The organism is Streptomyces sp. WI03-4A, assembly GCF_033792105.1.
GTDB classification, from domain to species: Bacteria; Actinomycetota; Actinomycetes; order Streptomycetales; family Streptomycetaceae; genus Streptomyces; species Streptomyces collinus_A.
Genome location: NZ_JARAUO010000003.1, coordinates 297751 through 322621, shown reverse-complemented (window position 1 = coordinate 322621; position 24871 = coordinate 297751). Strand labels below are relative to the sequence as shown.

At 72.3% G+C, this 24871-nt stretch carries 26 protein-coding genes; 11 read left to right on the top strand and 15 right to left on the bottom strand.

From position 1 onward, the window contains the following. Nucleotides 1–25: 25 nt before the first annotated feature. From PV343_RS06275 to PV343_RS06240, 8 genes are all read right to left on the bottom strand, one after another. Nucleotides 26–436, bottom strand: coding sequence for a rhodanese-like domain-containing protein (locus PV343_RS06275; protein WP_319145763.1), 411 nt, complete (start codon nucleotides 434–436; stop codon nucleotides 26–28). Next, the gene (locus tag PV343_RS06270; protein WP_319145762.1) at nucleotides 433–978 is read right to left on the bottom strand and encodes a cysteine dioxygenase; all 546 of its coding nucleotides are present in this window, start codon (nucleotides 976–978) and stop codon (nucleotides 433–435) included. The genes PV343_RS06275 and PV343_RS06270 overlap by 4 nt, the downstream gene beginning before the upstream one ends. Before the next feature lie 68 nt (nucleotides 979–1046). Further along, the gene (locus PV343_RS06265; protein WP_328285355.1) at nucleotides 1047–1094 is read right to left on the bottom strand and encodes a hypothetical protein; all 48 of its coding nucleotides are present in this window, start codon (nucleotides 1092–1094) and stop codon (nucleotides 1047–1049) included. 116 nt (nucleotides 1095–1210) lie between these two features. After that, entirely contained in the window at nucleotides 1211–2812 is a 1602-nt protein-coding gene (locus PV343_RS06260; protein ID WP_319145761.1) for an FAD-dependent monooxygenase, read from the bottom strand. A 177-nt stretch (nucleotides 2813–2989) separates the two neighbouring features. Next, on the bottom strand, nucleotides 2990–3883 hold the full coding sequence (locus PV343_RS06255) for an amino acid ABC transporter permease (protein WP_319145760.1): 894 nt from the start codon (nucleotides 3881–3883) through the stop codon (nucleotides 2990–2992). Beyond that, nucleotides 3880–4545, bottom strand: a complete 666-nt coding sequence (locus tag PV343_RS06250) for an amino acid ABC transporter permease (protein ID WP_319145759.1) — start codon at nucleotides 4543–4545, stop codon at nucleotides 3880–3882. The genes PV343_RS06255 and PV343_RS06250 overlap by 4 nt, the downstream gene beginning before the upstream one ends. Before the next feature lie 70 nt (nucleotides 4546–4615). Next, on the bottom strand, nucleotides 4616–5452 hold the full coding sequence (locus tag PV343_RS06245) for a glutamate ABC transporter substrate-binding protein (RefSeq protein WP_319145758.1): 837 nt from the start codon (nucleotides 5450–5452) through the stop codon (nucleotides 4616–4618). Nucleotides 5453–5537: 85 nt separating this feature from the next. Then, complete coding sequence (locus PV343_RS06240; RefSeq protein WP_319145757.1) at nucleotides 5538–6314, bottom strand: amino acid ABC transporter ATP-binding protein; 777 nt, start codon at nucleotides 6312–6314, stop codon at nucleotides 5538–5540. 294 nt (nucleotides 6315–6608) lie between these two features. Here PV343_RS06240 and PV343_RS06235 point away from each other — a divergent pair, with 294 nt between their 5' ends. Both PV343_RS06235 and PV343_RS06230 read left to right on the top strand, forming a co-directional pair. Beyond that, nucleotides 6609–7295 carry a response regulator transcription factor gene (locus PV343_RS06235; protein ID WP_319145756.1) on the top strand — a complete coding sequence of 229 codons (687 nt, stop codon included), beginning with the start codon at nucleotides 6609–6611 and terminating at the stop codon, nucleotides 7293–7295. Between the two features lie 9 nt (nucleotides 7296–7304). Then, on the top strand, nucleotides 7305–8711 hold the full coding sequence (locus PV343_RS06230) for a HAMP domain-containing sensor histidine kinase (RefSeq protein WP_319145755.1): 1407 nt from the start codon (nucleotides 7305–7307) through the stop codon (nucleotides 8709–8711). A gap of 15 nt (nucleotides 8712–8726) precedes the next feature. Here the strand turns inward: PV343_RS06230 and PV343_RS06225 are convergent, their stop codons facing one another. Beyond that, nucleotides 8727–9725: a TAXI family TRAP transporter solute-binding subunit gene (locus PV343_RS06225; RefSeq protein ID WP_319145754.1), complete on the bottom strand. Its 999-nt coding sequence runs from the start codon at nucleotides 9723–9725 to the stop codon at nucleotides 8727–8729. 107 nt (nucleotides 9726–9832) lie between these two features. Between PV343_RS06225 and PV343_RS06220 the strand changes: the two genes are divergently transcribed. Then, complete coding sequence (locus PV343_RS06220) at nucleotides 9833–10237, top strand: MazG nucleotide pyrophosphohydrolase domain-containing protein (RefSeq protein WP_319145753.1); 405 nt, start codon at nucleotides 9833–9835, stop codon at nucleotides 10235–10237. Nucleotides 10238–10263: 26 nt separating this feature from the next. Here PV343_RS06220 and PV343_RS06215 read toward each other — a convergent pair whose 3' ends face one another. The 4 genes from PV343_RS06215 to PV343_RS06200 form a co-directional block, all read right to left on the bottom strand. Further along, nucleotides 10264–11709, bottom strand: coding sequence for a hypothetical protein (locus PV343_RS06215; RefSeq protein ID WP_319145752.1), 1446 nt, complete (start codon nucleotides 11707–11709; stop codon nucleotides 10264–10266). Between the two features lie 314 nt (nucleotides 11710–12023). Continuing rightward, nucleotides 12024–12494, bottom strand: a complete 471-nt coding sequence (locus tag PV343_RS06210; protein WP_319145751.1) for a MarR family winged helix-turn-helix transcriptional regulator — start codon at nucleotides 12492–12494, stop codon at nucleotides 12024–12026. Nucleotides 12495–12550: 56 nt separating this feature from the next. Beyond that, on the bottom strand, nucleotides 12551–12910 hold the full coding sequence (locus tag PV343_RS06205) for a DUF6204 family protein (protein WP_319145750.1): 360 nt from the start codon (nucleotides 12908–12910) through the stop codon (nucleotides 12551–12553). A 75-nt stretch (nucleotides 12911–12985) separates the two neighbouring features. After that, on the bottom strand, nucleotides 12986–13957 hold the full coding sequence (locus PV343_RS06200; protein ID WP_319145749.1) for a MerR family transcriptional regulator: 972 nt from the start codon (nucleotides 13955–13957) through the stop codon (nucleotides 12986–12988). Between the two features lie 137 nt (nucleotides 13958–14094). Here PV343_RS06200 and PV343_RS06195 point away from each other — a divergent pair, with 137 nt between their 5' ends. The 3 genes from PV343_RS06195 to PV343_RS06185 all read left to right on the top strand — a co-directional run bounded on the left by PV343_RS06195 (nucleotide 14095) and on the right by PV343_RS06185 (nucleotide 17270). Further along, a complete protein-coding gene (locus PV343_RS06195; RefSeq protein WP_319145748.1) occupies nucleotides 14095–14844 on the top strand; it encodes a PP2C family protein-serine/threonine phosphatase in 750 nt (249 codons plus the stop codon). A 51-nt stretch (nucleotides 14845–14895) separates the two neighbouring features. Then, on the top strand, nucleotides 14896–16422 hold the full coding sequence (miaB, locus tag PV343_RS06190) for a tRNA (N6-isopentenyl adenosine(37)-C2)-methylthiotransferase MiaB (RefSeq protein ID WP_319145747.1): 1527 nt from the start codon (nucleotides 14896–14898) through the stop codon (nucleotides 16420–16422). A gap of 134 nt (nucleotides 16423–16556) precedes the next feature. After that, nucleotides 16557–17270, top strand: a complete 714-nt coding sequence (locus PV343_RS06185) for a class III extradiol dioxygenase subunit B-like domain-containing protein (RefSeq protein WP_319145746.1) — start codon at nucleotides 16557–16559, stop codon at nucleotides 17268–17270. Nucleotides 17271–17407: 137 nt separating this feature from the next. Here the strand turns inward: PV343_RS06185 and PV343_RS06180 are convergent, their stop codons facing one another. Then, entirely contained in the window at nucleotides 17408–17680 is a 273-nt protein-coding gene (locus PV343_RS06180) for an antitoxin (RefSeq protein ID WP_319145745.1), read from the bottom strand. A 25-nt stretch (nucleotides 17681–17705) separates the two neighbouring features. Further along, nucleotides 17706–18017 carry a hypothetical protein gene (locus PV343_RS06175; protein ID WP_319145744.1) on the bottom strand — a complete coding sequence of 104 codons (312 nt, stop codon included), beginning with the start codon at nucleotides 18015–18017 and terminating at the stop codon, nucleotides 17706–17708. Nucleotides 18018–18198: 181 nt separating this feature from the next. Here PV343_RS06175 and miaA point away from each other — a divergent pair, with 181 nt between their 5' ends. The 5 genes from miaA (at nucleotide 18199) to PV343_RS06150 (ending at nucleotide 24734) form a co-directional block, all read left to right on the top strand. Continuing rightward, nucleotides 18199–19137, top strand: a complete 939-nt coding sequence (miaA, locus tag PV343_RS06170; RefSeq protein ID WP_319145743.1) for a tRNA (adenosine(37)-N6)-dimethylallyltransferase MiaA — start codon at nucleotides 18199–18201, stop codon at nucleotides 19135–19137. 107 nt (nucleotides 19138–19244) lie between these two features. Then, on the top strand, nucleotides 19245–19757 hold the full coding sequence (locus PV343_RS06165) for a hypothetical protein (protein WP_319145801.1): 513 nt from the start codon (nucleotides 19245–19247) through the stop codon (nucleotides 19755–19757). A gap of 59 nt (nucleotides 19758–19816) precedes the next feature. After that, entirely contained in the window at nucleotides 19817–20686 is an 870-nt protein-coding gene (gene dapF / locus PV343_RS06160) for a diaminopimelate epimerase (RefSeq protein ID WP_319145742.1), read from the top strand. Between the two features lie 284 nt (nucleotides 20687–20970). Beyond that, the gene (locus PV343_RS06155; RefSeq protein WP_319145741.1) at nucleotides 20971–23100 is read left to right on the top strand and encodes a RelA/SpoT family protein; all 2130 of its coding nucleotides are present in this window, start codon (nucleotides 20971–20973) and stop codon (nucleotides 23098–23100) included. Between the two features lie 131 nt (nucleotides 23101–23231). Beyond that, on the top strand, nucleotides 23232–24734 hold the full coding sequence (locus PV343_RS06150; RefSeq protein ID WP_319145740.1) for a M1 family metallopeptidase: 1503 nt from the start codon (nucleotides 23232–23234) through the stop codon (nucleotides 24732–24734). Nucleotides 24735–24871 lie beyond the last annotated feature (137 nt).

Below are 24871 nucleotides of genomic sequence, written 5' to 3'. Positions count from 1 at the left end.
GGTGGCCCGACCTGCTGAGCCCCCGTCAGGCCTCGGGCGGCTCCACCGGCAGCCCCGCCGCGCGCCACGCCTGGAAACCACCCACCAGGTCGGTCGCGCGGCGCAGGCCCAGCTGGTGGAGGGAGGTGGCGGCCAGGCTGGAGGCGTAGCCCTCGTTGCAGATCACGACGACGCGCAGGTCGTGGCCGGTGGCCTCGGGGACCCGGTGGCTGCCCTGGGGGTCGAGGCGCCACTCCAGTTCGTTGCGCTCGATGACGAGGGCGCCGGGGATCAGCCCGTCCCGCTCGCGCAGGGCCGCGTACCGGATGTCGACCAGCAGGGCCTCACCCGTGCGCGCCGCCTCGTGAGCCTGCTCCGCCTCGATGCGCCGATAGCCCGCGCGGACCCGCTCCAGCAGATCGTCGATGCCGACCGGCCGTTCGTCCGCGGCGCTCACTGCCAGTCCTCCGGGCGCTCGACCTGCTCGAGGCGCAGCACCGGGCCCGTGCGGCTGTAGCGGCGGATCCGCGGCAGCGGCGGGTAGTAGGCGTGGACCGAGATCGCGTGCCGCTCGGTGGACTCGTTGAGCACCTCGTGCACGTGGTGACGGCCGAAGGCGCGGCCCTCACCGGCGGGCAGCCGGCGCTTGCGGTCCACGTCCTCGGCGAGTTCCAGGGTCTTCCAGCCGTCGGTGGGCAGCCGGGCCGCCAGCGAGTACTCCGTGAGCTCGCCCGACGCGGTGAGGAACGCGCCGACCGAGTCGGCGTGGTCGTGCCAGCCGGTGCCGGAGCCCGGCGGCCAGCCGATCAGCCAGGCCTCGCTGCCGCCGGGGCCGTCCAGCCGCACCCAGGTGCGGCCCTCAGGGTCGAGCGGGAGCGAGGCGACCAGCTCGGCGTCGGCGGCCGTGCGCCGCACGAAGTCGAGGAGGTCCGCCTGGGTCGGCGCGGAGCCGGCGGCACGGGCCGCGGCGGGGGAGGAGAGAGCGGGGGAGACAGACACGTGCACCGTCCTGAACGGGTTCGCCGAACGGGCGCGCGAGGGCGCCCGGAAGAAAGGGGGAAGCGAATTCAGCGGGACGGGCGACACACGCAGCCCGCGTAGCGGACGAGGTCCATATGGACCCTCCGCCACAGGCGCACACAGGTGTCGGTCACGATCCGGAGTACAGCACGCCACCGCAGGACGGTCAACTCACCGTCACCATCTGGACCGAGGGTGACGGGCCTCACGGTCAGCGCACGCCGGAACCGGCCTCCGCCTCCTCCTTCACGGCGCCGCCCACGGTCGCCTCGGCGGCCGCGTAGAGATCGGCCGGACGCACCCCGCTCAGCGCGGTGACCAGGTGGCCGTCGGGGCGCACGAGCAGCACGCTGTGCGCCGGCGCGCCCGGGTACTCCTCGGCGACCAGCAGCTCCGCCGGGTGCGGCAGCGCCGTCACCGCCGCCGCGAGCCGGGGCATCACCCCCGCGGACATCCAGTGCTTGCGGTCCCACACGCCCGTGCCCGGCGCGATCAGCACGACCAGGAGGGCCCCGCGCCCCAGCCGGTCGCGCAGCTGTACGAAGGAACCGTCCTCCGCCGTGACCCGCACGTCGGTGACGGCCGCACCGGGCGGGGTGTCGACGGCGATCTTGCCCTCCAGATGGCGTGGGGTGAGCGGCGAATCGGCGTACGCCCCCGGCGCACCCAGCACGCCGCGCCCCAAGTGGCCGTCCACGAGCAGCAGCTCGTGCCCGCGGGCCGTGCCGGGCACGATGCTGCGCAGCCCGCCCGAGCCGCGGAGTACCGGCAGCGCCTGGTCGGCGGCGCGCAGCCGGGCGGAGACCACCGCGCGCCGCTCGGCCTGGTAGCTGTCGAGCAGCGCCTCATGGTGCCCGTGGTGCCAGGCCGGAGCCAGTTTCCAGGCCAGGTTGTCGGCGTCCCGCAGGCCCTCGTCGAGACCCTGGGTGCCGAGCGCGCCGAGCAGGTGTGCCGCGTCGCCCGCGAGGAAGACCCGGCCGGCACGCCAGCGCCGGGCCAGCCGGTGGTGCACGGTGTGGACGCCGGTGTCGAGGAGGTCGTAGGCCGGCGCGGACTCGCCCGTCCAGCCCGTGAGCGTCTCGCGGATGCCGGCCACCAGGATCTCGGGCGTGACGAGGTCCTTGCCCGGCGGCAGCAGCCAGTCCAGACGCCACACGCCGTCCGGGAGGGGGCGGGCCGTCACCTCTCCGGCCGAGGGTCCGGACGACCGCCACGGCGGCGTCCGGTGGAGCAACGCGCGACCCTCCCAGGGAAGTTCCGTACGCAGCGTGGCCACAGCGTGCCGCTCCACCGCCGTACGGCCGGGGAAGCGGATGTCCTGGAGCTTGCGCACGGTCGAACGGGGGCCGTCGCAGCCGACCAGATAACTGCCACGCCACCAGGTGCCACCGGGGCCCCGGGTGTGCGCGGTGACGGCGGAACGCTCCTGCTCGATCGCGTCGAGCCGGCTGTCCACGGCGATCCGCACCAGCGGCTCGTCCGCGGCGGCCGCGCGCAGGGCGCCCGTGAGGACGTGCTGGGCGATGTGCAGGGGGGCGGGCTCGTCCTCCTCGAAGGTGATCTCGCTCGTCACCTGCTTGCGCCGCAGTGACCGCCATCCGGTCCATCGCGCGCCGTGGTCACCGAGCGCGACTCCGGTCAGCCGCGACATCAGGCCGGCCGTGTCCTCGCGCAGCACGGCGGTGCGGGCCGGGCGAGGCTCGTCCTTGCCCGGCCCCTCGTCCAGGACGACGGACGGCACCTCCTGACGGGCCAGCGCCAGGGCGAGCGTGAGCCCGACGGGCCCCGCTCCGACGACGATCACCGGGTCCACGACGCGGCGCCTCCTGCCCGCAGCGGTGTCCTGACGGTCGCAGGGGGACAGGAAGGTGAAGCGGGGTGCACGATCACAGAACGTATGCAACCCATTGGCGGAGTTTGCGTCAAGCGACCGGAGGCAGTGGCGATCATGCCACTGCCTCCGGGTGAAGCATTCGGGTTTGATCCGGCGTCAGGCCGCGATGCCCGTCCCCGCCGCGCCGGCGATGTCCGCCGTGTCGTCGACGCCGAGCACCGCTCCGGTCGACTTCTTGCGCTGCCGCAGCCGTCGCTCCAGCCAGCTCGCGAACGAGGTCAGCGAGAAGTTGATGGCCACGTAGATGATCGCGATGATCGTGAAGGAGGCGATGGTGTTGGCGCCGTAGTAGCCGCTCATGGTGTTGGCGGAGGCGAGGAGTTCGGGGAAGGTCAGGACCGCGCCGCCGAGCGCCGTGTCCTTCACGATGACGACCAGCTGGCTGACGATCGCCGGGAGCATGGCGGTGACCGACTGCGGCAGCAGGACGAGCCGCATGACCTGGTTCTTGCGCAGGCCGATCGCCATGGCCGCCTCGGACTGGCCCTTCGGCAGCGCGAGGATGCCCGCGCGGACGATCTCCGCGAGCACGGACGCGTTGTACAGCACCAGACCGGTGACGACCGCGTACAGGGGACGATCGTCCGAACTGACGTCGGTGTACGCGGCGAACAGGGCGAGCCCGAAGATCATCAGGACCAGCACCGGGATCGCCCGGAAGAACTCCACGACCGTCGCGACCGGGACCCGAATCCACGCGTGGTCCGAGAGCCGGGCGATGCCGAGCACGGCGCCCAGCGGGAGCGCGATGACCATCGCCAGGGCCGCGGCCTTCAGGGTGTTCTGCAGACCCGGCCAGATGTACGTCGAGTACGCCTCGGTGCCGCTGAAGAACGGCTTCCAGAGGATCCACTCCAGCTGGTTCTTGTCGTCGAGACCCTTGTACAGCCACCACAGGACGGCCGCGAGGACGACGAGGAAGCCCGCCGTGTACAGGATGTTGCGCCGCTTGGCCCGCGGGCCCTGGGCGTCGTACAGGACCGAACTCATCGCTTCACCGCCACCTTCTTGCCCACCCAGCCGAGGATCAGACCGGTCGGCAGCGTCAGGCAGCAGAACCCGAAGGCGATGAGCGCGGAGATCAGCAGCAGCTGTGCCTCGTTCTCCACCATCTCCTTCATCAGGAGTGCCGCTTCCGCCACGCCGATCGCGGCCGCCACGGTCGTGTTCTTCGTCAACGCGATCAGCACGTTGGTCAGCGGGCCGACGGCCGCGCGGAACGCCTGCGGCAGTACGACCAGACCCAGGACCTGCGTGAAGCTCAGGCCGATGGCGCGGGCCGCCTCGGCCTGCCCGACCGGCACCGTGTTGACGCCGGAGCGGATCGCCTCGCAGACGAAGGCCGACGTGTAGACGACCAGACCGAGCACGGCGAGCCGGAAGTTGGACGTGTCGACCTGGTCCGAGCCCAGGGTGATGCGCAGGGTGTCCTTCAGGCCGAGCGAGGCGAACAGGATGATCACCGTGAGCGGGATGTTCCGCACGATGTTCACGTAGGCGGTGCCGAAACCGCGCATCAGCGGCACCGGGCCCACCCGCATGGCGGCCAGCAGAGTGCCCCAGACCAGGGAGCCCGCGGCCGACAGCAGCGTCAGCTGCACTGTCGTCCAGAAGGCTCCCAGCACGTCGTACTTGTCAAGAAAGTCGAACACGATCTCCCGTGCTTCCGCGTGTAGGGACGCCCGGGTGCGCCGCCCTCACGGACGGCGCACCCGCCGGGCCTCAGCTCTTGATGTCGCCGATCTTCGGGGCGGGCTCGTTCTTGTAGCCGGCCGGGCCGAAGTTCTTGTCCACAGCCTTCTGCCACGAACCGTCGGAGACCATCGACTCGAGGGCCTTGTTGATCTTGGCCTTGAGGTCGCTGCCCTTCTTGACGCCGATGCCGTAGTTCTCGTTGGTCATCTTGAAGCCGCCGAGCTTGAACTTGCCCTTGAACTGGGCCTGGGCGGCGTAACCGGCGAGGATCGAGTCGTCCGTGGTCAGCGCGTCGATCGCCTCGCTCTGCAGACCGGTCAGACACGCCGAGTACGTCGGGTACTGCTGGAGCTGCGCCTTGGGGGCCAGCTTGTCCTTGACGTTCTGCGCCGACGTCGAGCCGGTCACCGAGCACAGCTTCTTCTTGTTCAGGTCCGCCGGCGACTTGATGCCCTTGTCGTTCGCGCGGATGAGCACGTCCTGGTGGGCCAGCAGGTACGGGCCGGCGAAGTCGACCTTCTGCTGACGCTCCGGGGTGATCGAGTAGGACGCGGCGATGAAGTCGACGTCACCGCGCTGCAGCATGGTCTCGCGGTCGGCGCTCTTCGACTCCTTCCACTCGATCTGGTCGGCGCTGTAACCGAGCTTCTTGGCGACGTAGGTGGCCACGTCGACGTCGAAGCCGGAGTAGCCCTGCGGGGTCTTCTGGCCGATGCCGGGCTGGTCGAACTTGATGCCGATGGCGATCTTCTTGCCGCCGCCGGAGGAGCCGCCGTCGTCCTTCTTGTCGCCGCCGCACGCGGTCGCGGACACGGCAAGGGCGAGCACGACGGCCGAGGCGGCGGTGACCTTGCGGAGCTTCATGGTGAACATCCTTTACGTGGTGAAGGAACGAGGGCCGTGAGGGACGGGTGGCCCCGGGGCCGCCGGGGCGCCGGGCTCGGTGCCGTCAGTGGTGCAGGATCTTCGACAGGAAGTCCTTGGCCCGGTCGCTGCGCGGATTGCTGAAGAACTGGTCGGGCGCGGACTGCTCGACGATGCGGCCGTCGGCCATGAAGACGACCCGGTTCGCGGCCGAACGCGCGAAGCCCATCTCGTGGGTGACGACGATCATGGTCATGCCCTCGCGGGCGAGCTGCTGCATGACCTCCAGGACCTCGTTGATCATCTCGGGGTCCAGGGCCGAGGTCGGCTCGTCGAAGAGCATGACCTTCGGGCCCATCGCCAGCGCACGGGCGATGGCCACACGCTGCTGCTGGCCACCGGACAGCTGCGCCGGGTACTTGTCGGCCTGGGTGCCCACGCCGACCCGGTCGAGCAGGGCCCGCGCCTTCTCCTCGGCCTGCTTCTTGTCCGTCCTGCGGACCTTGATCTGGCCCAGCATCACGTTCTCGAGCACGGTCTTGTGCGCGAAGAGGTTGAAGGACTGGAAGACCATTCCGACGTCGGCGCGCAGCCTGGCCAGCTCCTTGCCCTCATGGGGCAGCGCCTTGCCGTCGATCGTGATGGCGCCCGAGTCGATGGTCTCCAGGCGGTTGATGGTGCGGCACAGGGTCGACTTGCCGGACCCGGAGGGCCCGATGACCACGACGACCTCACCGCGGGAGATCGTCAGGTCGATGTCCTGGAGCACGTGCAACGCGCCGAAGTGCTTGTTGACGCTCTTCAGGACGACCAGTTCGCCGGACGCGGCCACGTCCTCCTTGGCCACCGATACTTCGGTCATCGCTTACTGGCTCCGTCCTCCTCGGTTTCGGTGGACAGTAGTAAGGGCCGGTGACCAGCGTCATCACATCTGAGGGGAATCTGAGCATCACGATCCGATAGCAATCGGACACGTGTCGTAGCAGCAGGCGCCCGCGCGCGTATCGGCCGGATAACGGAACCCGCAGGCAACCGGAACCCTCTTGACGCCGTCCTTATCCATCGGCGTGACTGCCATGGTGCACGCGCGCGTGCCCCGGTGTACATGCCGGACGAGAACCACGACCGAACGACCGCTGAACCGGAGGGGGCCGGGATGAGACTGCTGCTCGTCGAGGACGACAACCACGTCGCGGCCGCCCTGTCCGCGGTCCTGGCGCGGCACGGATTCGACGTCACCCACGCGCGGAGCGGCGAGGAAGCCCTCCAGGCGCTCGTCCCGGAAGGCGCCGGCTTCGGGGTGGTCCTGCTCGACCTCGGCCTGCCCGACCAGGACGGCTACGAGGTCTGCGGCAAGATCCGCAAGCGCACCAGCATCCCCGTCATCATGGTCACCGCCCGCTCCGACGTCCGCTCCCGGATCCACGGGCTGAACCTGGGCGCCGACGACTACGTGGTCAAGCCGTACGACACCGGGGAACTGCTCGCCCGCATTCACGCCGTCAGCCGGCGCACCGTCCACGAGGACGCCGCGGCGGGCGCCGAGACCGCGCTGCGGCTCGGGGCCGTGCACATCGAACTGCCGACCCGCCAGGTCAGCGTGGACGGTTCGGTCGTCCAGCTGACCCGCAAGGAGTTCGATCTCCTCGCGCTGCTCGCCCAGCGCCCCGGGGTCGTCTTCCGGCGGGAGCAGATCATCAGTGAGGTGTGGCGGACCAGCTGGCAGGGCACCGGCCGCACCCTGGAGGTGCACGTCGCCTCTCTGCGCTCCAAACTGCGCATGCCCGCGCTGATCGAGACCGTACGCGGCGTCGGCTACCGGCTCGTCGCCCCGGCCGCGTAGCGGGGCCGGGTGCGCACACGGCTCCTGCCGCTGCTCATCGTCCTGATGGCGGCCGTGCTCCTCGCCCTCGGCGTCCCGCTGGCCGTCAGTGTCGCCGCCGGCGAGCAGCAGCGGGTCGTCGTCGACCGGATCGACGACACCGCACGCTTCGCCGCGCTCGCCCAGTACGTCACCGACGCGCCCAGCGGCTCCCGGCGCACCGCCCCGGACGAGCGCCAGGAGACCCTCCGCCGCGAACTGGACAGCTACTACGGCGTCTACGGCATTCGCGCGGGCGTCTTCTACCGCAACGGCTCCGCCATGGCCAACGCCCCCGGCGACTGGCTGGTCCCGCAGACGGGGGAGGTCCGGGAGGCGTTCGGCGAGGCACTGCTGAGCCGCCGCAGCCACGACCCCCGGCAGGTGTGGCCCTGGCAGCGCAGCCGGCTGATCGTCGCCTCGCCGGTGATCCGGGACGGCGACGTCGTCGCGGTCGTGGTCACCGACTCGCCCACCGGGCAGATGCGGTCACGGATCCTGCGCGGCTGGCTGCTCATCGGGGCGGGGGAGATCGCCGCGATGCTGCTCGCCGTCGGCGCCGCGCTGCGGCTGACCGGCTGGGTGCTCAGACCGGTGCGGATCCTGGACGCGACCACTCACGACATCGCCACCGGTCGCCTGAAGTCCCGCGTCGCGGTCGGCGGCGGACCGCCGGAACTCAGACGGCTGGCCCGGTCGTTCAACGAGATGGCGGACAACGTAGAGGACGTGCTGGAGCAGCAGCGGGCCTTCGTCGCGGACGCCTCGCACCAGCTGCGCAACCCGCTCTCGGCGCTGCTGCTGCGCATCGAACTGCTCGCCCTCGAACTCCCCGAGGGCAATGAGGAGATCGCCTCGGTCCGCACCGAGGGCAAACGGCTCGCGCAGGTCCTGGACGACCTGCTCGACCTGGCGCTGGCCGAGCACACGGAGGCCGACCTCGCCGTGACCGACATCGGTGCCCTCACCGAGGAGCGGGTGGCCGCCTGGTCACCGGCCGCCGCCGCCAAGGACGTCCGGCTCGCCGGCGACTGCCCGCCCACCACCGGCTGGGCCGACCCGATCACCCTGTCCAGCGCGCTGGACGCGGTGATCGACAACGCCGTGAAGTTCACCCCCGAGGGCGGCACGGTGGACGTCGCCGTGTCCTCCGACGGCGCGGCCACGACGGTCGTGGTCACCGACACCGGGCCGGGCCTCACCGACGACGAACTCGCGCGCGTGGGCGACCGTTTCTGGCGCAGCGGCCGCCATCAGAACGTCAAGGGCTCGGGTCTCGGCCTGTCCATCACCCGGACCCTGCTCGCGGCCGGCGGCGGCTCGATCACCTACGCGCACCACGAACCGAGCGGACTGCGGGTCACGGTCTCCGTGCCACGGCACCCGGAGACCCACTAGGCGCGACCACGACCGTCAGGGCTTGACCGACTGGTAGTAGCGCCGCGCGCCCTCCTGCAGGGGCAGCGGATCGGTGTAGATCGCGGTGCGCAGGTCGACGAGCTGGGCGGAATGGACATGGGCGCCGATGCCGTCCCGGCTCTTGATCACCGTGCGGGTCAGCCACTCGGTCAGCCGGGGATCCATGTCCTTGCGGGTGATCAGCACATTGGACACCGCGATCGTCGGCACCGCCGACCCCCGCTGCACGGAGTGGTACGCCGACTCGGGGATGCTGGTGGCCCGGTAGTAGCGGGCCACCTCACCGCCGGCGTGCAGCCTGGTGACGAGGTCGCCGTCGATCGGCAAGAACTTGAAGGCGGACTTCTCGGCCAGCCCCATCAGCCCTTTGGTGGGCAGCCCGCCCGACCAGAAGAAGGCGTCGATCTTCCCCTGCCGCAGCCGTTCGGGGCCGGTGTCTATGCCGTCCGACACCGGTGTGACGTCCCTGCGCGGGTCGATCCCCGCGGCCCGCAGGACCCGGTTCGCGATGAGCCGCACCCCGGAGTCGGGCAGCCCGATCGCCACCCGCTTGTGCCGCAGGTCCGCGACGCTGTCGACCGTCGAGTCGCGCGGCACGATGAGCTGCACATAGTCGTCGTAGAGCCGTGCCACCCCGCGCAACCGGGCGGCCGCAGCCGGATGCTGCAGCGTGTACGTCTCCACCGCGTCGGCCGCCGCGATGGTGAAGTCGGCCGTGCCGTTCGCCACTCGCTGGACGTTCTCCTGCGAGCCGGCGCTGTTCAGCAGCTTCACCTTCAGCCCCGGCATGTCCCTGCGCAGCTCGGTACGCAACCGCTCGCCGTACTCCTGGTAGACCCCGGGCGGTGTGCCCGTGCTGAAGACGATCGTCCCGCTCGGCGGCTTCTCGCCCAGCGGCAGCAGCCACCACAGCAGCAGCCCGAGGGCGACGACGCCGGCGGCCGCGCTCTGCAGCGCCCGGCGCCTGCTGACACGGGGGAACACCATGGACATGCGGGCGATCCTGCCAGGCCGTGCGCGCCACTGGCCAGGGCGGGGGCCGTGCCGTCGGGTCCCGGCGGGCCGCGGGCGCTGTCGGTGGCGGCCGTTAGGGTCGCCGCATGAGCACTTCGCCCGCCCGCCTCGTCCGTGACTTCCACACCGCTTTCGGCCTGGACGCCCGCACCACGCCGACGGAGGTGACGCCGGCCCTGGCCGCGCACCGCGGTGAACTGCTCGCCGAGGAGGCGGCCGAGGTCGCGGAGGTGTCGGTCGAGGGGCCACTGGACCGGCTCGCGCACGAACTGGCGGACGTGGTGTACGTGGCGTACGGCACCGCCCTGGTCCACGGGATCGACCTGGACGAGGTGATCGCCGAGATCCACCGCGCCAACATGAGCAAGCTGGGGCCCGGCGGCGAGGTCGCCCGCCGCGCCGACGGCAAGGTCCTCAAGGGCGAGCACTACCGGGCACCGGACGTGGCGGCGGTCCTGCGCCGCCAGGGCTGGACCCCTGGCGGCGCCTGAGCGCACCCCACAGCCCTCGACGAGGCCTACGAGTGCAGGGAACCGCCCGCCAGCTTCCACTCGCGGTGAAGGGCACCCAGCGGGACGTTCCGCTGCACCACCGGCGTGCCGAAGACGGAGAGCTGCAGGCGCAGGGTGCCGGACAGGTCGACGCCGCCGTACACCGCCCAGGTGCCCTCGGCCTCGGCGCCGGGACCGTCGGAGGAGGCCGTGACCGTACCGGACGCGTCACCGCGCACGTACGGGGCCAGATCTGCGGTGACACCGACGGCGCCGTAGAGGCCGACGGACGCCTCGGCGCCGAGGGCCGTCTTGACGGTGCCCGCGGCGGCCAAGGAGGCCCGCACGGGGGTGCTCTTCATGTCGGCGGAGCTGACCGGCGTCCACCCCTTGGCCGGGCCGAAACTGCCGCCCGCCCTGAAGTCGCCCTTGAGGCTCTGCTCGACGTCCACGGTGACGTGTCCGTCGCCGCTGATCTGGACGTAGCAGGTCAGGTCGAGGTTGACGACGACGGGCACCGGGCCGACCTGGAGGACGGGATCGGCGTGCAGCTTGGCGAACGGGATCCGCAGCGGTGTGCCGGTGGCCGCGGCGGCCCGCCCCTTCACGGCCCACCCGGAGGTCCAGTCGCCCGACACCCCGAGATAGGCGGAGCCGGGCGCCGCGTCGGTCCCGGTGCCGCCGTAGCTGAAGTCGACCTGGGGGGCCACCTGGACGAACCCGGACACCGAGGCGCCGGCCGAGGCGGGAGCGCCCTGCGCCGTCGGGACCTCGGCGCCGACGTCGAGCCGGAGGCTGCCCAGCGGCACGGTCCCGCCCTTGGGGCCGACGTGCACGTCTCCCGCCTTGGACCAGGAGACCTTCACGTCGGGCAGCAGCTTGTCGACGGTGAAGGCCGACGGGTCGACCGGCACCGTGCCCTTCGCCGTGTCGTCGCCCAGCAGCGCGTTGAGCGCCGCCGGTTCGGTCTGCACCCGGGTCCCCCGGTCGGTCTCGCCGAGCACCTTGGTCACCCGGGCCAGCAGGCCGTGCGGGGCGCCGGGCGCCGGGGCGCTGGCGATGACGTCACCGACGGCGGCTTCGTGCGGGGCCGCCGAAGCGGTCGGAGCGGCGGTGGGGGAGGGGGCCGCCGGGGTCCGGGAGGGGCCGCGGCCCGCAGGTGTGCGGGAGATGACGGCGCGTCGGGTCCGGCTGTCGTAGGAGCTGACGGCCAGCGTGCTGGTGCGGGGCCGCCGGCCGGAACCGGACGGGGTGGCCGTGGCGGTCGCGGCTGCGGCTGGTGCGGCGGCGACGGTGAGCCGGTGGTCCGGGTCGCCGGTGGAGGCGTCGGCGGCGATCCGGCCGCCCCGTCCGTGGTCCGCGGTAGGTCCCGCGGCCTGCGGCGGAGCCGAGGAGCAGCCGGCGGCGAACAGGAGGGCGGTCACGGCGAAGGCGGGCAGGAGGGCATGTCTGTGCCTCGTGCGTCTGCGCAAGGTCGGTCCTGGGGTGTAGTGGGGGGTGGTGAGAAGGACGCACCGCCAGCCGGACTACCCGTGGGTAGAACCGGCCGGTAACTCGGTGGTGAGCCATGAGCATGCCATGGTCGCGGCCGCAGGTCCCCCACAAACCGGCTACGTCCCAACGTGACGTGGCTAACGGCGAGTTGGGGTCAGAGCGGCCGAATCACGGCCGCCGCGACCGCATCCGGACGTGCCGCGGCCATGCGACCAGCCGTGCACCCACGTCAGGCGGTCGCGACCTCGCCCGAACTCACCGCGGTGCCCCGGTCGGTGCGTCGCGACTCACCTCAGGGCGCCAGTCGGGGCGTTGCGCCGCCTTCACCCAGGAGTCCCGTGCCGCCCAGCCGGGTCAGCAGGGCGGACAGCAGCCCGATCTCGTCCGCCCTCCAGCCGGGAGCGGCGAAGACCTCGGCGGCCGTCTCCTCGGCCGTGGCCAGCATCTCCTTCAGGAGCTGCCGCCCGGTCCCGGTGAGCGAGGCGTACGCCACGCGCGCGTCACGGGCGTCCGGCTCGCGGGTCACCAGTCCGATCCGCTCCAGCGGGGCCAGCCCCCGGGTCACCCCGGAGGCGGTCAGCCCCAGCGCCTCGGCGAGGTCCACCCGGCGCATCCGGCCGCCGGGCGCCTGCCCCAGACGCAGCAGCATCGTGAAGTCGGCCAGGCTCACCCCGTGCAGCCCGCCCAGCCGGGCGTCGAAACGCCGTACGAGCGCGGTCTGGGCCCGCACCAGCCGCAGTGACGCGTCCAGGGCGTCGCTCATCCCTCACCACCGTTCCCGCTCAGGCTCATCATTGCGATCTCCTTGACCACTCAAGTTTATGCGCCGTTCGAACGCATCGCGCGCCGCTGCCGCTTGCCCAGGGGTGCCTGGGAGAGGTCCTCCGCGCTGGACCTGAGCTTCTTGAAGCCGTAACCGCGCTCGGTCAGCCACGCCTTCGCCGCCTCCTCGGCCCGTTCGGTGGCCTCCAGGACGTCCTCCTCTTCCTCGCCGGTGTCCGAGAAGCGGAAGACGAAGGCGGGCCGGGCGGCGATGTCGTAACTGAGGTGCCCCTCGGGCGTGAAGGCTGCGCGCAGCATGTCGTGCTGGGCGGCGTCCGCGAGCAGTTCGGCCCGCTGGGCCTCGCTGAGCCCGTCGAAGACGCCGCGGACGGTGATGCGGAAGGTCCGGGTACTCATGGCCGGACCATAGGCGCAGCGGGCGGCGCGTCTCCACCGGGTTTCCGGCGGGAAGGGCGGCGCCCCGGCTCCTCCTCAGGTGGCAGGGCCCCGCAGGGGGTTCTCGCGCAGCCAGGTCAGGACCTGCTCGGCGTGCTGGTCCGGTGGGAAGACCGGATGGAAGACGTGCTCGATCACGCCGTCCCGGACGATCATCGTGAGCCGCTTGTACAGCCGCATCCCGCCGGCCTCGAACGTCGGCAGCCCCAGCGCCTCGGCCAGGTCGAAGGCCGGGTCGGACAGCATGCCGAACGGCAGCCCGAGCCGCTCCACGACCTCGCCCTGGTAGCCGGTGTCCTGGCTGGACAGCCCGAACACCCGCCCGGCCCCGGTTTCGAGGAGTTCCCGGAAGTGGTCGCGGAACCCGCACGCCTCGGCGGTGCAGCCGCGGGCGCCCGGGATCGAGTTCCAGCCCTCGGGCAGGTCGGTGCCGGGGCGGCCGGTGAGGGGATAGACGTAGATCACCGCCCGGCGGGGCCCGAGCCGGTCGAGCCGGACGGCCCGGCCCGCCGTGTCGGGCAGCGCGAGCCCGGGCATCCGCGTCCCGGGCAGGTGGTCCGCCGCGTCGTCGGCCACGGGCGCGGGCAGGTCCGCGGGCAGCGTGAGGTAGTCCTCGGCCCGCGCCCCGCTTCTCCAGGCCGGCCCGGCGCCGCTGCCCCGGTGGGCGGCCGCGTTCAACTGGGTGATCAGCGTCGCGCGGCGGGCCGTCAGCGTCTCGATGCGTTCGCTGAGCTGGTCGATGGCGTCCCGGTAGCTCGCCAGCGACGCCGGACAGTCGTCGGCGTGCGCGCTGCCGGCCGCCAGGCACTCCAGGAACGGCCGGGTGCGCTCCACGGGGATGCCCAGCCCGTGCAGCGAGCGGATCTCCCGCACCAGCCGTACGTCGTCCCCGGTGTAGTCCCGGTATCCGTTGGCCAGCCGCGCGGGCGCGATCAGCCCCAGCGACTCGTAGTACCGCACCGCCTTGGCCGTCGTACCGGCCTGGCGGGCGAGCTCACCGATCCTCATCTTTCGATCACCTCACCGGAACGCTAAACCCGGCCCCTGGGGGCAAGGTCAAGCGCGGGGGCCGGCCGTCGCCTGCCACGCGGGGTGCCCGCACCGGTGAGCAGGTGTACAACGGGAGCGGAGGGCGGTGGCATTCCATGGAGTACGTCGCGGTGACCGCGCTGAGCCATCCAGGGCTGCTCCGCCAACGGAACGAGGACAGCCTCGTCGTCGGCCCCTGGACCCTGTGCGCCACGGTCACCGAGAACGCGCAGACGCTGGTCTTCCCGCTCGGCACCCCGCTCGTCGTCGCGGTCGCCGACGGGCTCGGCGGACACCCCGGCGGCGACGTGGCCAGCGCGCTCGTCGTCCGCCGCCTCGCCGGCCTCGGCACCGCACTGGCCACGGAGGACGACGTCCACGACGCCCTCACCGCCTGCAACCGCGCCGTGTACCAGACGGCCGGCGAGGACCCGGGAAGCGAACTCGCCGCCATGGGCACGACGGTCGCCGGAGCCGTCGTACGGGGCGACTCCGTGATGGTGTTCAACGTCGGCGACAGCCGGGTCTTCGCGGCGCCGCGGGAGGGGCTGCGCCAGGTCAGCCTCGACGACAGCCCGCCGCTCGAACCCGGGCGGCGCACCACGTCGATCGTCACCCAGTGCCTGGGCGGCACCCGCGCCTACCGTGCCGTTCGCCCCCATGTGACGACGCTGCCCCTGTCGCCGGGCGACCGCTGGCTCATCTGTACCGACGGCCTCACCGACCCGGTGCCCGAGGACGTGCTCGCCGACGTGCTGCGCACGCACGACGACGGCCGGGCCGCCTTCGAGCTGTGGAAGGCCGCGATGGCCGCGGGCGGCCCGGACAACGTCACGCTGGCCATCGTGCGCGTCGCCGGCGATTAGCAGCGCAACAGCGCGGCAGGGGCTCACCCCGGGACCGCCTACCCTGGACGCATGACCAGCAGCAGCGACCGGAGCCCGGCAGTGGACGTTCACAGCACTTTGACGTACGAGATCCGAACCTACGGGTGCCAGATGAACGTCCATGACTCCGAGCGGTTGTCCGGGCTGCTCGAAGAGGCCGGGTACGTGCGTGCCCCCGAGGGGTCGGACGGGGACGCGGACGTCGTCGTCTTCAACACCTGCGCCGTGCGCGAGAACGCCGACAACCGGCTGTACGGCAACCTCGGCCGGCTCGCGCCGCGCAAGGCGTCCCGGCCCGGGATGCAGATCGCGGTCGGCGGCTGCCTGGCGCAGAAGGACCGCGACACCATCGTGAAGAAGGCGCCCTGGGTGGACGTCGTCTTCGGTACGCACAACATCGGCAAGCTGCCCGTCCTGCTGGAGCGCGCCCGCGTCCAGGAGGAGGCGCAGGTCGAGATCGCCGAGTCGCTGGAGGCGTTCCCCTCCACGCTGCCCACCCGGCGCGAGAGCGCCTACGCGGCCTGGGTGTCGATCTCCGTCGGCTGCAACAACACCTGCACCTTCTGCATCGTCCCGGCGCTGCGCGGCAAGGAGAAGGACCGCCGCACCGGCGACATCCTCGCCGAGATCGAGGCCCTGGTCGCCGAGGGCGTCTCCGAGATCACGCTGCTCGGCCAGAACGTCAACGCCTACGGCTCCGACATCGGCGACCGCGAGGCGTTCAGCAAGCTGCTGCGCGCCTGCGGCGACGTCGAGGGCCTGGAACGCGTCCGCTTCACCTCCCCGCACCCCCGTGACTTCACGGACGACGTCATCGCCGCCATGGCCGAGACGCCGAACGTGATGCCGCAGCTGCACATGCCGCTCCAGTCCGGCTCGGACACCGTGCTGAAGGCGATGCGCCGCTCCTACCGGCAGGACCGTTACCTCGGCATCATCGAGAAGGTCCGGGCCGCCATCCCGCACGCCGCGATCACGACCGACATCATCGTGGGCTTCCCCGGCGAGACCGAGGAGGACTTCGAGCAGACCCTGCACGTCGTCCGCGAGGCGCGCTTCGCCCAGGCGTTCACCTTCCAGTACTCCAAGCGGCCCGGCACCCCGGCCGCGACGATGGAGGACCAGATCCCCAAGGAGGTCGTCCAGGCGCGCTACGAGCGTCTGGTCGCGCTCCAGGAGGAGATCTCCTGGGAGGAGAACAAGAAGCAGGTCGGCCGCACCCTGGAGCTCATGGTCGCCGAGGGCGAGGGCCGCAAGGACGGCGCCACCCACCGCCTCTCCGGGCGTGCCCCCGACAACCGCCTGGTCCACTTCACCAAGCCGGACCAGGAGGTCCGCCCCGGCGACGTGGTCACCGTCGAGATCACCTATGCCGCCCCGCACCACCTCCTCGCCGAGGGCGCCGTCCTCGACGTGCGCCGCACGCGCGCGGGCGACGCCTGGGAGAAGCGCAACGCCGCCGAGGCCGCCAAGCCGGCGGGCGTGATGCTCGGCCTGCCCAAGATCGGCGTCCCGGCCCCCCTGCCGGCCGCGGCGAGCGCCTGCGGCTGCGACTAGGCGGCACACCTTCGCCGGTGAGGTGGTCCGGGGCCGCGCACCCCTGACGGTGAGGCGGCCCGGATCGCGGTGCGGGCGCGCGAACCGCTCCGCGCGGTAACGCCGGCCTGCGGTCCGGCGTTACCCTGCCGATCATGCTTGTCGCCGCAGCCGTCTGCCCCTGTCCGCCGCTGCTCGTGCCCGAGGTCGCCGCGGGTGCCGCCGCCGAACTGGACGCCGCGCGCGCGGCGTGCACCGACGCGCTCGGTGTGCTCGCCGCCGCCCGTCCCGACCTGCTGGTGGTCGTCGGACCCGCCGAGCGGAGCGGGCGCGGCCCGCACCCGCAGGGCACCCCGGGCTCGTTCCGGGGCTTCGGCGTCGACCTGGACGTACGACTCGGTGCCGCCACGGACACCGACCCCGAGCGTGAGCTGCCGCCGTCGCTGGCCGTCGGCGCCTGGCTGCTGGAGCGGACCGGCTGGGCGGACGCCCCGATCGAGGGACTCGGTGTCGGGGAGCCGCTCGAGCCCGAACGGTGCGCCGAGGCGGGCCGGGGGATCGGCGCCCGCGCCGACCGGGTGGCGATGCTGGTGATGGGCGACGCCAGCGCCTGCCGGACGCTCAAGGCGCCGGGCTACCTCGACGAGCGGGCGGCGGGCTTCGACGCCGGGGTCGCGCGGGCGCTGGGCGCGGCGGACCTGGCGGCCGTCATGGCGCTGGACGCCGGACTGGCGCAGGAACTGAAGGCGTCCGGCCGCGCGCCCTGGCAACTCCTCGCCGGGGCGGCCGAGGGCGCCGGCCTGAGCGGTGCGCTCCTGTACGACGACGCCCCGTACGGCGTCGGATACCTGGTCGCCACCTGGTCCTAGGCGACCTGGGCGCCCCGCAGGCCAGGGAGGCCTGGACCCGGACGTCTGAGCGCCCCGGCCCGGCGGATCATCCCGTCCCGCACGCGGCGGACGGCCGGGACCTCGCGCCCGCGGCCGTCCACCGGTCCGCGTGCCGTTCAGGAAGCCGGCGGCGGGCCCTCGGGACGCGTGGCGGTCGTGGTGCCACCGGCCTGCGGACCCTCCATGTGCGCGAGGCGGTCCATCGCGTGCTTCGTCTTGGTCGTACCCGCGTGGATCTTGTCGCTGTACTTGTGCTTGGTGCGGTCGTCCACGGCCTTCGCGGCCTTCTCGATCCCGTGCTGGACCTTGTCCTCGTGCCGGCGCGCGAAGTCCGACATCTTGTCCTTGGCCGGCGCGAGCTTGGCCTTCACGTTCTCCAAAAGACGCATGGTCCACCTTCCCTCACGGGCACAGTCATGTGCGGGCGTTCTCACCGGCCTCGCTGTCGACGGCCTCGTCGGCGGACTGCTGCCGTGGGATCTCGGCCCCCTCGGCCGACCGGGCCCCGGCGGCCTCCGGCTGCGCGGCCGCGCTCTCGGGCGCGTCCGCATCCGGTACCTCCGCCTCCGGTCCCGTCACCTCCGCCGTCCCGACCGCCTCCGCCGCCTCTCCCAGCTCGGCCTTTTCCGCCTCGGCCGCTCCCGTCCCGGTGCCGGCCGGCGCCTGGGCGGCCGACGCCATCCGCGCCGCCTTCGACCTGCCGAGAATTCGTGCAAAAACGCCCATATCCACTCCATACGTTACTCGTGCGGGCGAAATCCCGCGTCACGCGGTGCGTCCGTTTGCGCCACCCCGGTCACCGGGATCCCGAAGATCGACTGGACGGCACGTCCGTGCAACGACCCGGGACACGGGCCGTCACGTAACCCGTTCGAGGCGTGGTGGTGAGGTTTGCGAGACTGGTGCGGTGAGCAGCGCACCCCTAGCACCCCGCGTCATCGCCGTCGTCGGACCCACAGCGGCCGGAAAGTCCGATCTGGGCGTGTACCTGGCCCAGCGGCTCGGGGGTGAGGTCGTCAACGCCGACTCCATGCAGCTCTACCGGGGGATGGACATCGGCACCGCCAAGCTGACGCCCGAGGAGCGCGGCGGCATCCCGCACCACCTGCTCGACATCTGGGACGTGACGGTCGCGGCCTCCGTCGCCGAGTACCAGAAACTCGCCCGCGCGCGGATCGACGCGCTGCTCGCCGAGGGCCGCTGGCCGATCCTGGTGGGCGGCTCCGGACTGTACGTCCGCGGAGCCGTCGACAACCTGGAGTTCCCCGGCACCGACCCCGAGGTCAGGGCCCGCCTGGAGGAGGAGCTGGCGCTGCGCGGCTCCGGCGCGCTGCACGCGCGCCTGGCCGCCGCCGACCCCGAGGCCGGCCGCGCGATCCTGCCCAGCAACGGCCGCCGTATCGTCCGGGCCCTGGAAGTGATCGAGATCACCGGGCAGCCGTTCACCGCCAACCTGCCCGGCCACGACTCGGTCTACGACACCGTCCAGATCGGCGTCGACGTCGCCCGCCCCGAGCTCGACGAGCGCATCGCGCGCCGCGTCGACGTGATGTGGGAGCAGGGGCTCGTGGACGAGGTGCGGACCCTGGAGGCGCGGGGGCTGCGCGAGGGCCGTACCGCGTCCCGCGCGCTGGGGTACCAGCAGGTGCTCTCGGCGCTCGCCGGGGAGTGCACGGAAGCGGAAGCGCGGGCCGAGACCGTCCGCGCCACCAAGCGCTTCGCGCGCCGCCAGGATTCCTGGTTCAGGCGCGACCCCCGGGTGCACTGGCTGAGTGGGGCCGCGGCCGACCGCGGGGAACTTCCCGGGCGGGCTCTGGCGTTCGTCGAACGACCGGTCACAGCCTGATCACGTCATGGCATCGGGATGCGCCGCCGGTCAACGCGGCCTCTGACGCCGTGCCATCATCGAGCTTCGATCCACCAGTGAAGTCCTAGTTGGGAGGGCGCGTGGCGATGGAGGCCGGCCCTCGCGACACCGCACACAGTGCCGAGCACGTCACCATCGACGGTGGCGAACCGGAACAGGGCGAGGACCGTCTGGGCGACCTGGCCGACGACGGGCCCGAGGAGACCTCCGGGGGTGTGACGGCCGACGGGCCGACGCCCGAGGAGATGTACGCGGGCGTTCCCGAGGTCGAGGTCGAGCTGCGCCCGCAGCGGCGGCTGCGCATCTGGCAGCTCGCGCCCATCGTGGCCCTGGCCGCGGGCGGCTCCCTGATGTTCGCGTTCCCGCTCGCCTTCGACTTCGGCGACAGCGGCGCGGTCATCGCCATGCTGGGCCTGCTGATCTGCTCCTGCGCCGCCGGCTGGGGCATGATGGCCGCCCGCCGGGTGGGCTACACCTGGCCCGGCCTGCCCCCGCGCGGCTCCGGACACAGACCGGACTGGCGGGTCGTGCTCGGGTACGTCCTGCTGGTCGCCGTGGTGGCGGTCCTCGCCGTCTGGCGCGTGGCGCGACTGCGCTGAGCCGTCCCGGCGGGGGAGCGCCCCGGCCCCCTGCGGCGGGCGGCGCGTACCCTCGAGGAATGAGCACGCGGATCGCCTTCCTCAAGGGTCACGGCACCGAGAACGACTTCGTGATCGTCCCGGACCCCGAGAACACCATCGACCTCACCCCGGCCGCCGTGGCCGCCCTGTGCGACCGCCGCGCCGGGATCGGCGGCGACGGGGTCCTGCACGTCGTGCGGTCCGCGGCGCACCCCGAGGCCCGGTCGATGGCCGCCGAGGCGGAGTGGTTCATGGACTACCGCAACGGCGACGGCTCGATCGCCGAGATGTGCGGCAACGGCACCCGCGTGTTCGCGCGCTACCTCCAGCACGCCGGGCTGGTGGACGAGGGCGACCTCGCGATCGCCACGCGCGCGGGGGTGAAGTCCGTGCACATCGACAAGGACGGCGACATCACCGTCGGCATGGGCACCGCCCGGCTCCCCGAGGGGGACGTCACGGTGAGCGTCGGCGAGCGCAGCTGGCCCGCGCGCAACGTGAACATGGGCAACCCGCACGCCGTGGCCTTCGTCGACGACCTCGCGCACGCGGGCAACCTGTTCGGCCCGCCGCCGTTCAGCCCGGCCGCCGCCTACCCCGAAGGGGTCAACGTCGAGTTCGTCGTCGACCGCGGTCCCCGCCACGTGGCGATGCGCGTGCACGAGCGCGGCTCCGGCGAGACCCGCTCCTGCGGCACCGGCGCGTGCGCGGTCGCCGTGGCCACCGCCCGGCGCGACGGCGCCGACCCGGCCGTCACCGGCACCCCGGTGACGTACACGGTGGACCTGCCCGGCGGGCGCCTGGTCATCACCGAACGCCCCGACGGCGAGATCGAGATGACCGGTCCGGCCGTGATCGTCGCCGAAGGCGAGATCGACGCCGACTGGCTGGAAAACGCCCTGAGCTGACCTGCTGAAACCTCGGCCGTCACGGCCCCGGACAGCGGTTCCAGGGGTTTGGGTGGGCCGGGGCCGTTCGAAACCACGGCCGAGTGCAGGGCAGGTGGCGCAAACTCTAAACCTCATTCGCATCGCTCGATTGGGTGATCCGTTTCACGCTCGGCGAGAGGCGGTCAGTCACACGTGATGGGCTCGGTAGCATCAAGCACCGGCACGGACGGGGGAACGTCGCCAACCCATGGGCCACGTACACCCTGGGGCTCCGTCCGCCGGTCCACGAGCCGGAGGTGCCCATGAGTGCGGAGGCCACGAACCCTGCGACCCCTGGCCCGGTAGCGCCCACAGCGCCCGCGACGGCCCGCAGGAAGTCCCGGGCCCGGATCGACCTGCGCAGGCTCGGCCGGGCCGCGCTGCTCGGCCCCGCCGCCCGCGGCAGGCTGCCCGACGCCATCGGCCACGTCGTCGAGGCGCACCGCGCCCACCACCCCGACGCCGACCTCGAACCCCTGCGCCGCGCCTACGTCCTGGCCGAGTCCTCGCACCGCGGCCAGATGCGCAAGAGCGGCGAGCCGTACATCACGCACCCGCTGGCCGTGACCCTGATCCTCGCCGAACTCGGCGCGGAAACCACCACCCTGACGGCCTCCCTGCTCCACGACACCGTCGAGGACACCGACGTGACGCTGGACCAGGTGCGTGAACAGTTCGGCGAGGAGGTGCGCTACCTCGTCGACGGCGTCACCAAGCTGGAGAAGGTCGACTACGGCGCGGCCGCCGAACCCGAGACCTTCCGCAAGATGCTCGTGGCCACCGGCAGCGACGTGCGCGTGATGTCGATCAAACTCGCCGACCGCCTGCACAACATGCGCACCCTCGGCGTGATGCGCCCCGAGAAACAGGCGCGGATCGCCAAGGTCACCCGGGACGTCCTCATCCCGCTCGCCGAACGCCTGGGCGTGCAGGCCCTGAAGACCGAACTCGAAGACCTGGTCTTCGCCATCCTCCACCCCGAGGAGTACGAGCACACCCGGGAACTGATCGCCCGGAACGCGGCCCGCCCCGACGACACCCTCGCGGAGATCGCCGACCAGGTGCGCGTGGTGCTGCGCGAGGCCGACATCCAGGCCGAAGTCCTCATCCGCCCGCGCCACTTCGTCTCCGTGCACCGCGTGTCCCGCAAGCGCGGCGAACTGCGCGGCGCCGACTTCGGCCGGCTGCTGGTGCTCGTGGGCGAGGACGCGGACTGTTACGGCGTCCTGGGTGAATTGCACACCTGTATGACCCCCGTGGTCTCGGAGTTCAAGGACTTCATCGCCGTACCAAAGTTCAACCTCTACCAGTCGCTGCACACCGCGGTCGCCCGCGGGGACGGCCAGGTCGCCGAAGTCCTCATCCGCACCCACCAGATGCACAAGGTCGCCGAGGCCGGGGTCATCGCCCTCGGCAACCCGTACGCCCCGGGCTCGGACGACCCCGCCGACGGCGAGCGCGCCGACCCCACCCGGCCCGGCTGGCTCTCCCGGCTCCTCGACTGGCAGCGGGCCGCGCCCGACCCCGACACCTTCTGGTCCACCCTGCGCGAGGACCTCGCCCAGGACCGGGAGATCACCGTCTTCCGGCCCGACGGCGGCACCCTGGGCCTGCCCGAGGGCGCCACCTGCGTGGACGCCGCCTACGCGCAGTACGGCGAGGACGCCCACGCCTGCATCGGCGCCCGCGTCAACGGGCGCCTGGCGACGCTCAGCACGGTCCTGCGGGACGGCGACACGGTCCAGCTCCTCATGGGCCAGGACCCGGCCTCCGAGCCCTCCCGCGAGTGGCTGGAGCACGCCCACACCCCCGCCGCCCGCATCGCCATCCAGCGGTGGCTCGCGACGCACCCGGCCGAGACCGGCGAGAGCGAGGACGACGACCCGGGCGCGGCGAGCGGCCCGCCCGTCCGGCCCGTCGCCGCCGAGGACGCCCTCGACACCCGTTCGCGCGGCGCCGAGGTCCTGGTGGACCGGCCGGGCGCCTCCGTGCGCCTCGCCGGGTGCTGCACCCCGGTGCCGCCCGACGAGATCACGGGCTTCCTGGTGCGCGGGGGAGTGGTGACCGTGCACCGCGTGCAGTGCGCGGCGGTCGCGGACATGAAGAGCCGGGGGCGCGCGGAGATCGGCGTGCGCTGGGGGGAGACCACCGAATGCCGGGTCACGCTGGTCGCTGAATCGTTCGGCCGCCCGCATCTGCTCGCCGACCTCACCGAGGCCATCGCCACGGAGGGCGTCGAGATCGTCTCCGCGACCGTCGAACCGCCCAGCCAGGGGAGGGTCCGCCACACCTACAGCCTGCAACTGCCCGACGCGGCGCACCTCCCGGCCCTGATGCGCGCCATGCGCGACGTACCCGGCGTGTACGACGTGGACCGGGCCCAGCACCAGTAGCGGGCCCAGCACCAGGAGCCGAACCGGGCACCGGCCCCGGCGGTGCAGAAGGCGTCGCCGTACCAACTCGTTCGGGTGGGCCGGGCGCGCGTCGCCACCGCGACGCACGCACGCGCTGGTAGCGGTGTGGCATGTCGCTCAAGCCCCGCCCGCGCCCGTCGCGCCGACCGCTCGGCCGCCGCAAGGCCGCCCTGCTCGCCTCCGCCGTCAGCGTCTGCCTCCTCGCCGCCGCCGCGCCCGCCGAGCCCCTGGGCGTCGGCGACCGCCTCTATCCGAACCTCGGCAACCCGGGGTATGACGTGGCGGCGTACGACCTGTCCTTCACCTACTCCGGCGCCAACGACAAACCGTTGCAGGCCGTCACCACCATCGACGCCCACACCACCACCGCCCTCGACCGCGTCAACCTGGACTTCGCGCACGGCAAGGTCGAGTCCGTCGAGGTCAACGGCCGGCCCGCCGGCTTCACGGGTGCCGGCGAGGACCTGGTCGTCACCCCGGACCGCCGCCTGCCCAAGGGCCGCTGGATGCGGATCACCGTGAAGCACACCAGTGACCCGGTCGCCGCCAAGGACCAGGACGGCGGCTGGGTGCGCACCTCCGACGGCCTCGCGATGGCCAACCAGGCCGACGCCGCCCACCTGGTCTTCCCGTGCAACGACCACCCCTCGGACAAGGCGCGGTTCACCATCCGGATCACCGCCCCGAACGGCTACACCGCCGTCGCCAACGGGGTGCCCGTCGGATCGGAGCGGGTCGGCTCCTCCACCACCTGGACCTACCGCACCCTGCACCCCATGGCCACCGAACTCGCCCAGGTGTCCATCGGGCGCTCCGCCGTCCTGCACCGCCAGGGCCCGCACGGGCTGCCGGTCCGGGACGTCGTGCCCAGCGCCGACCGCAAGGCGCTCGAACCCTGGCTGGCCAAGACGCCCGACCAGATCGCCTGGATGGAGAGCAAGGTCGGCGACTTCCCCTTCGAGACCTACGGCGTGCTCATGGCGCAGGCCGACACCGGGTTCGAACTGGAGACGCAGACTCTCTCGCTCTTCGAGAAAAACCTGTTCAGCGACCCCGCCTACCCCTCCTGGTACCTGGACTCGATCATGGTGCACGAGCTGTCGCACCAGTGGTTCGGGGACAGCGTCAGCCCCCGCACCTGGTCCGACGTCTGGCTGAACGAGGGGCATGCCACCTGGTACGAGAGCCTCTACTCGGAGGAGAAGGCGCACCGGCCCATGGTGGACCGGATGAAGGCCGCCTACGGCGCCTCCGACCGCTGGCGGGCCGCCGGCGGCCCGCCCGGCCTCCCGAAGCCGCCCCAGCCGGGCGAGAAGATCAGCATCTTCCGCCCGAACATCTACGACGGAGCCGCGCTGGTGCTCTACGCCCTGCGCCAGGAGATCGGCCGGGACGCCTTCGAGCGCCTGGAGCGGCTGTGGGTGCGCGAGCACCGGGACTCCACCGCCACCACCGCCGACTTCGTCCGCCTCGCCTCCGCCGTCGCCGGCCGCGACCTGAACGGCTTCTTCCACGACTGGCTCTACGGCGAGAAGACCCCGCCGATGCCCGGTCACCCGGACTGGAAGAGCGTGGCGCAGGGCAAGCTGCCCAAGCTGCGGAACCCGAAGTGAGACAGCTGCGGAACCCGAAATAAGGCGGTGACGAGACGGGCCGTGCCGTGCGACCATTTTCAGGTCGGCGCGGCACGGGACACGGGAATCTCCCGGGGTACCCGAGCGTTGAACCTCGTGACCGCCGGTATCGCCAC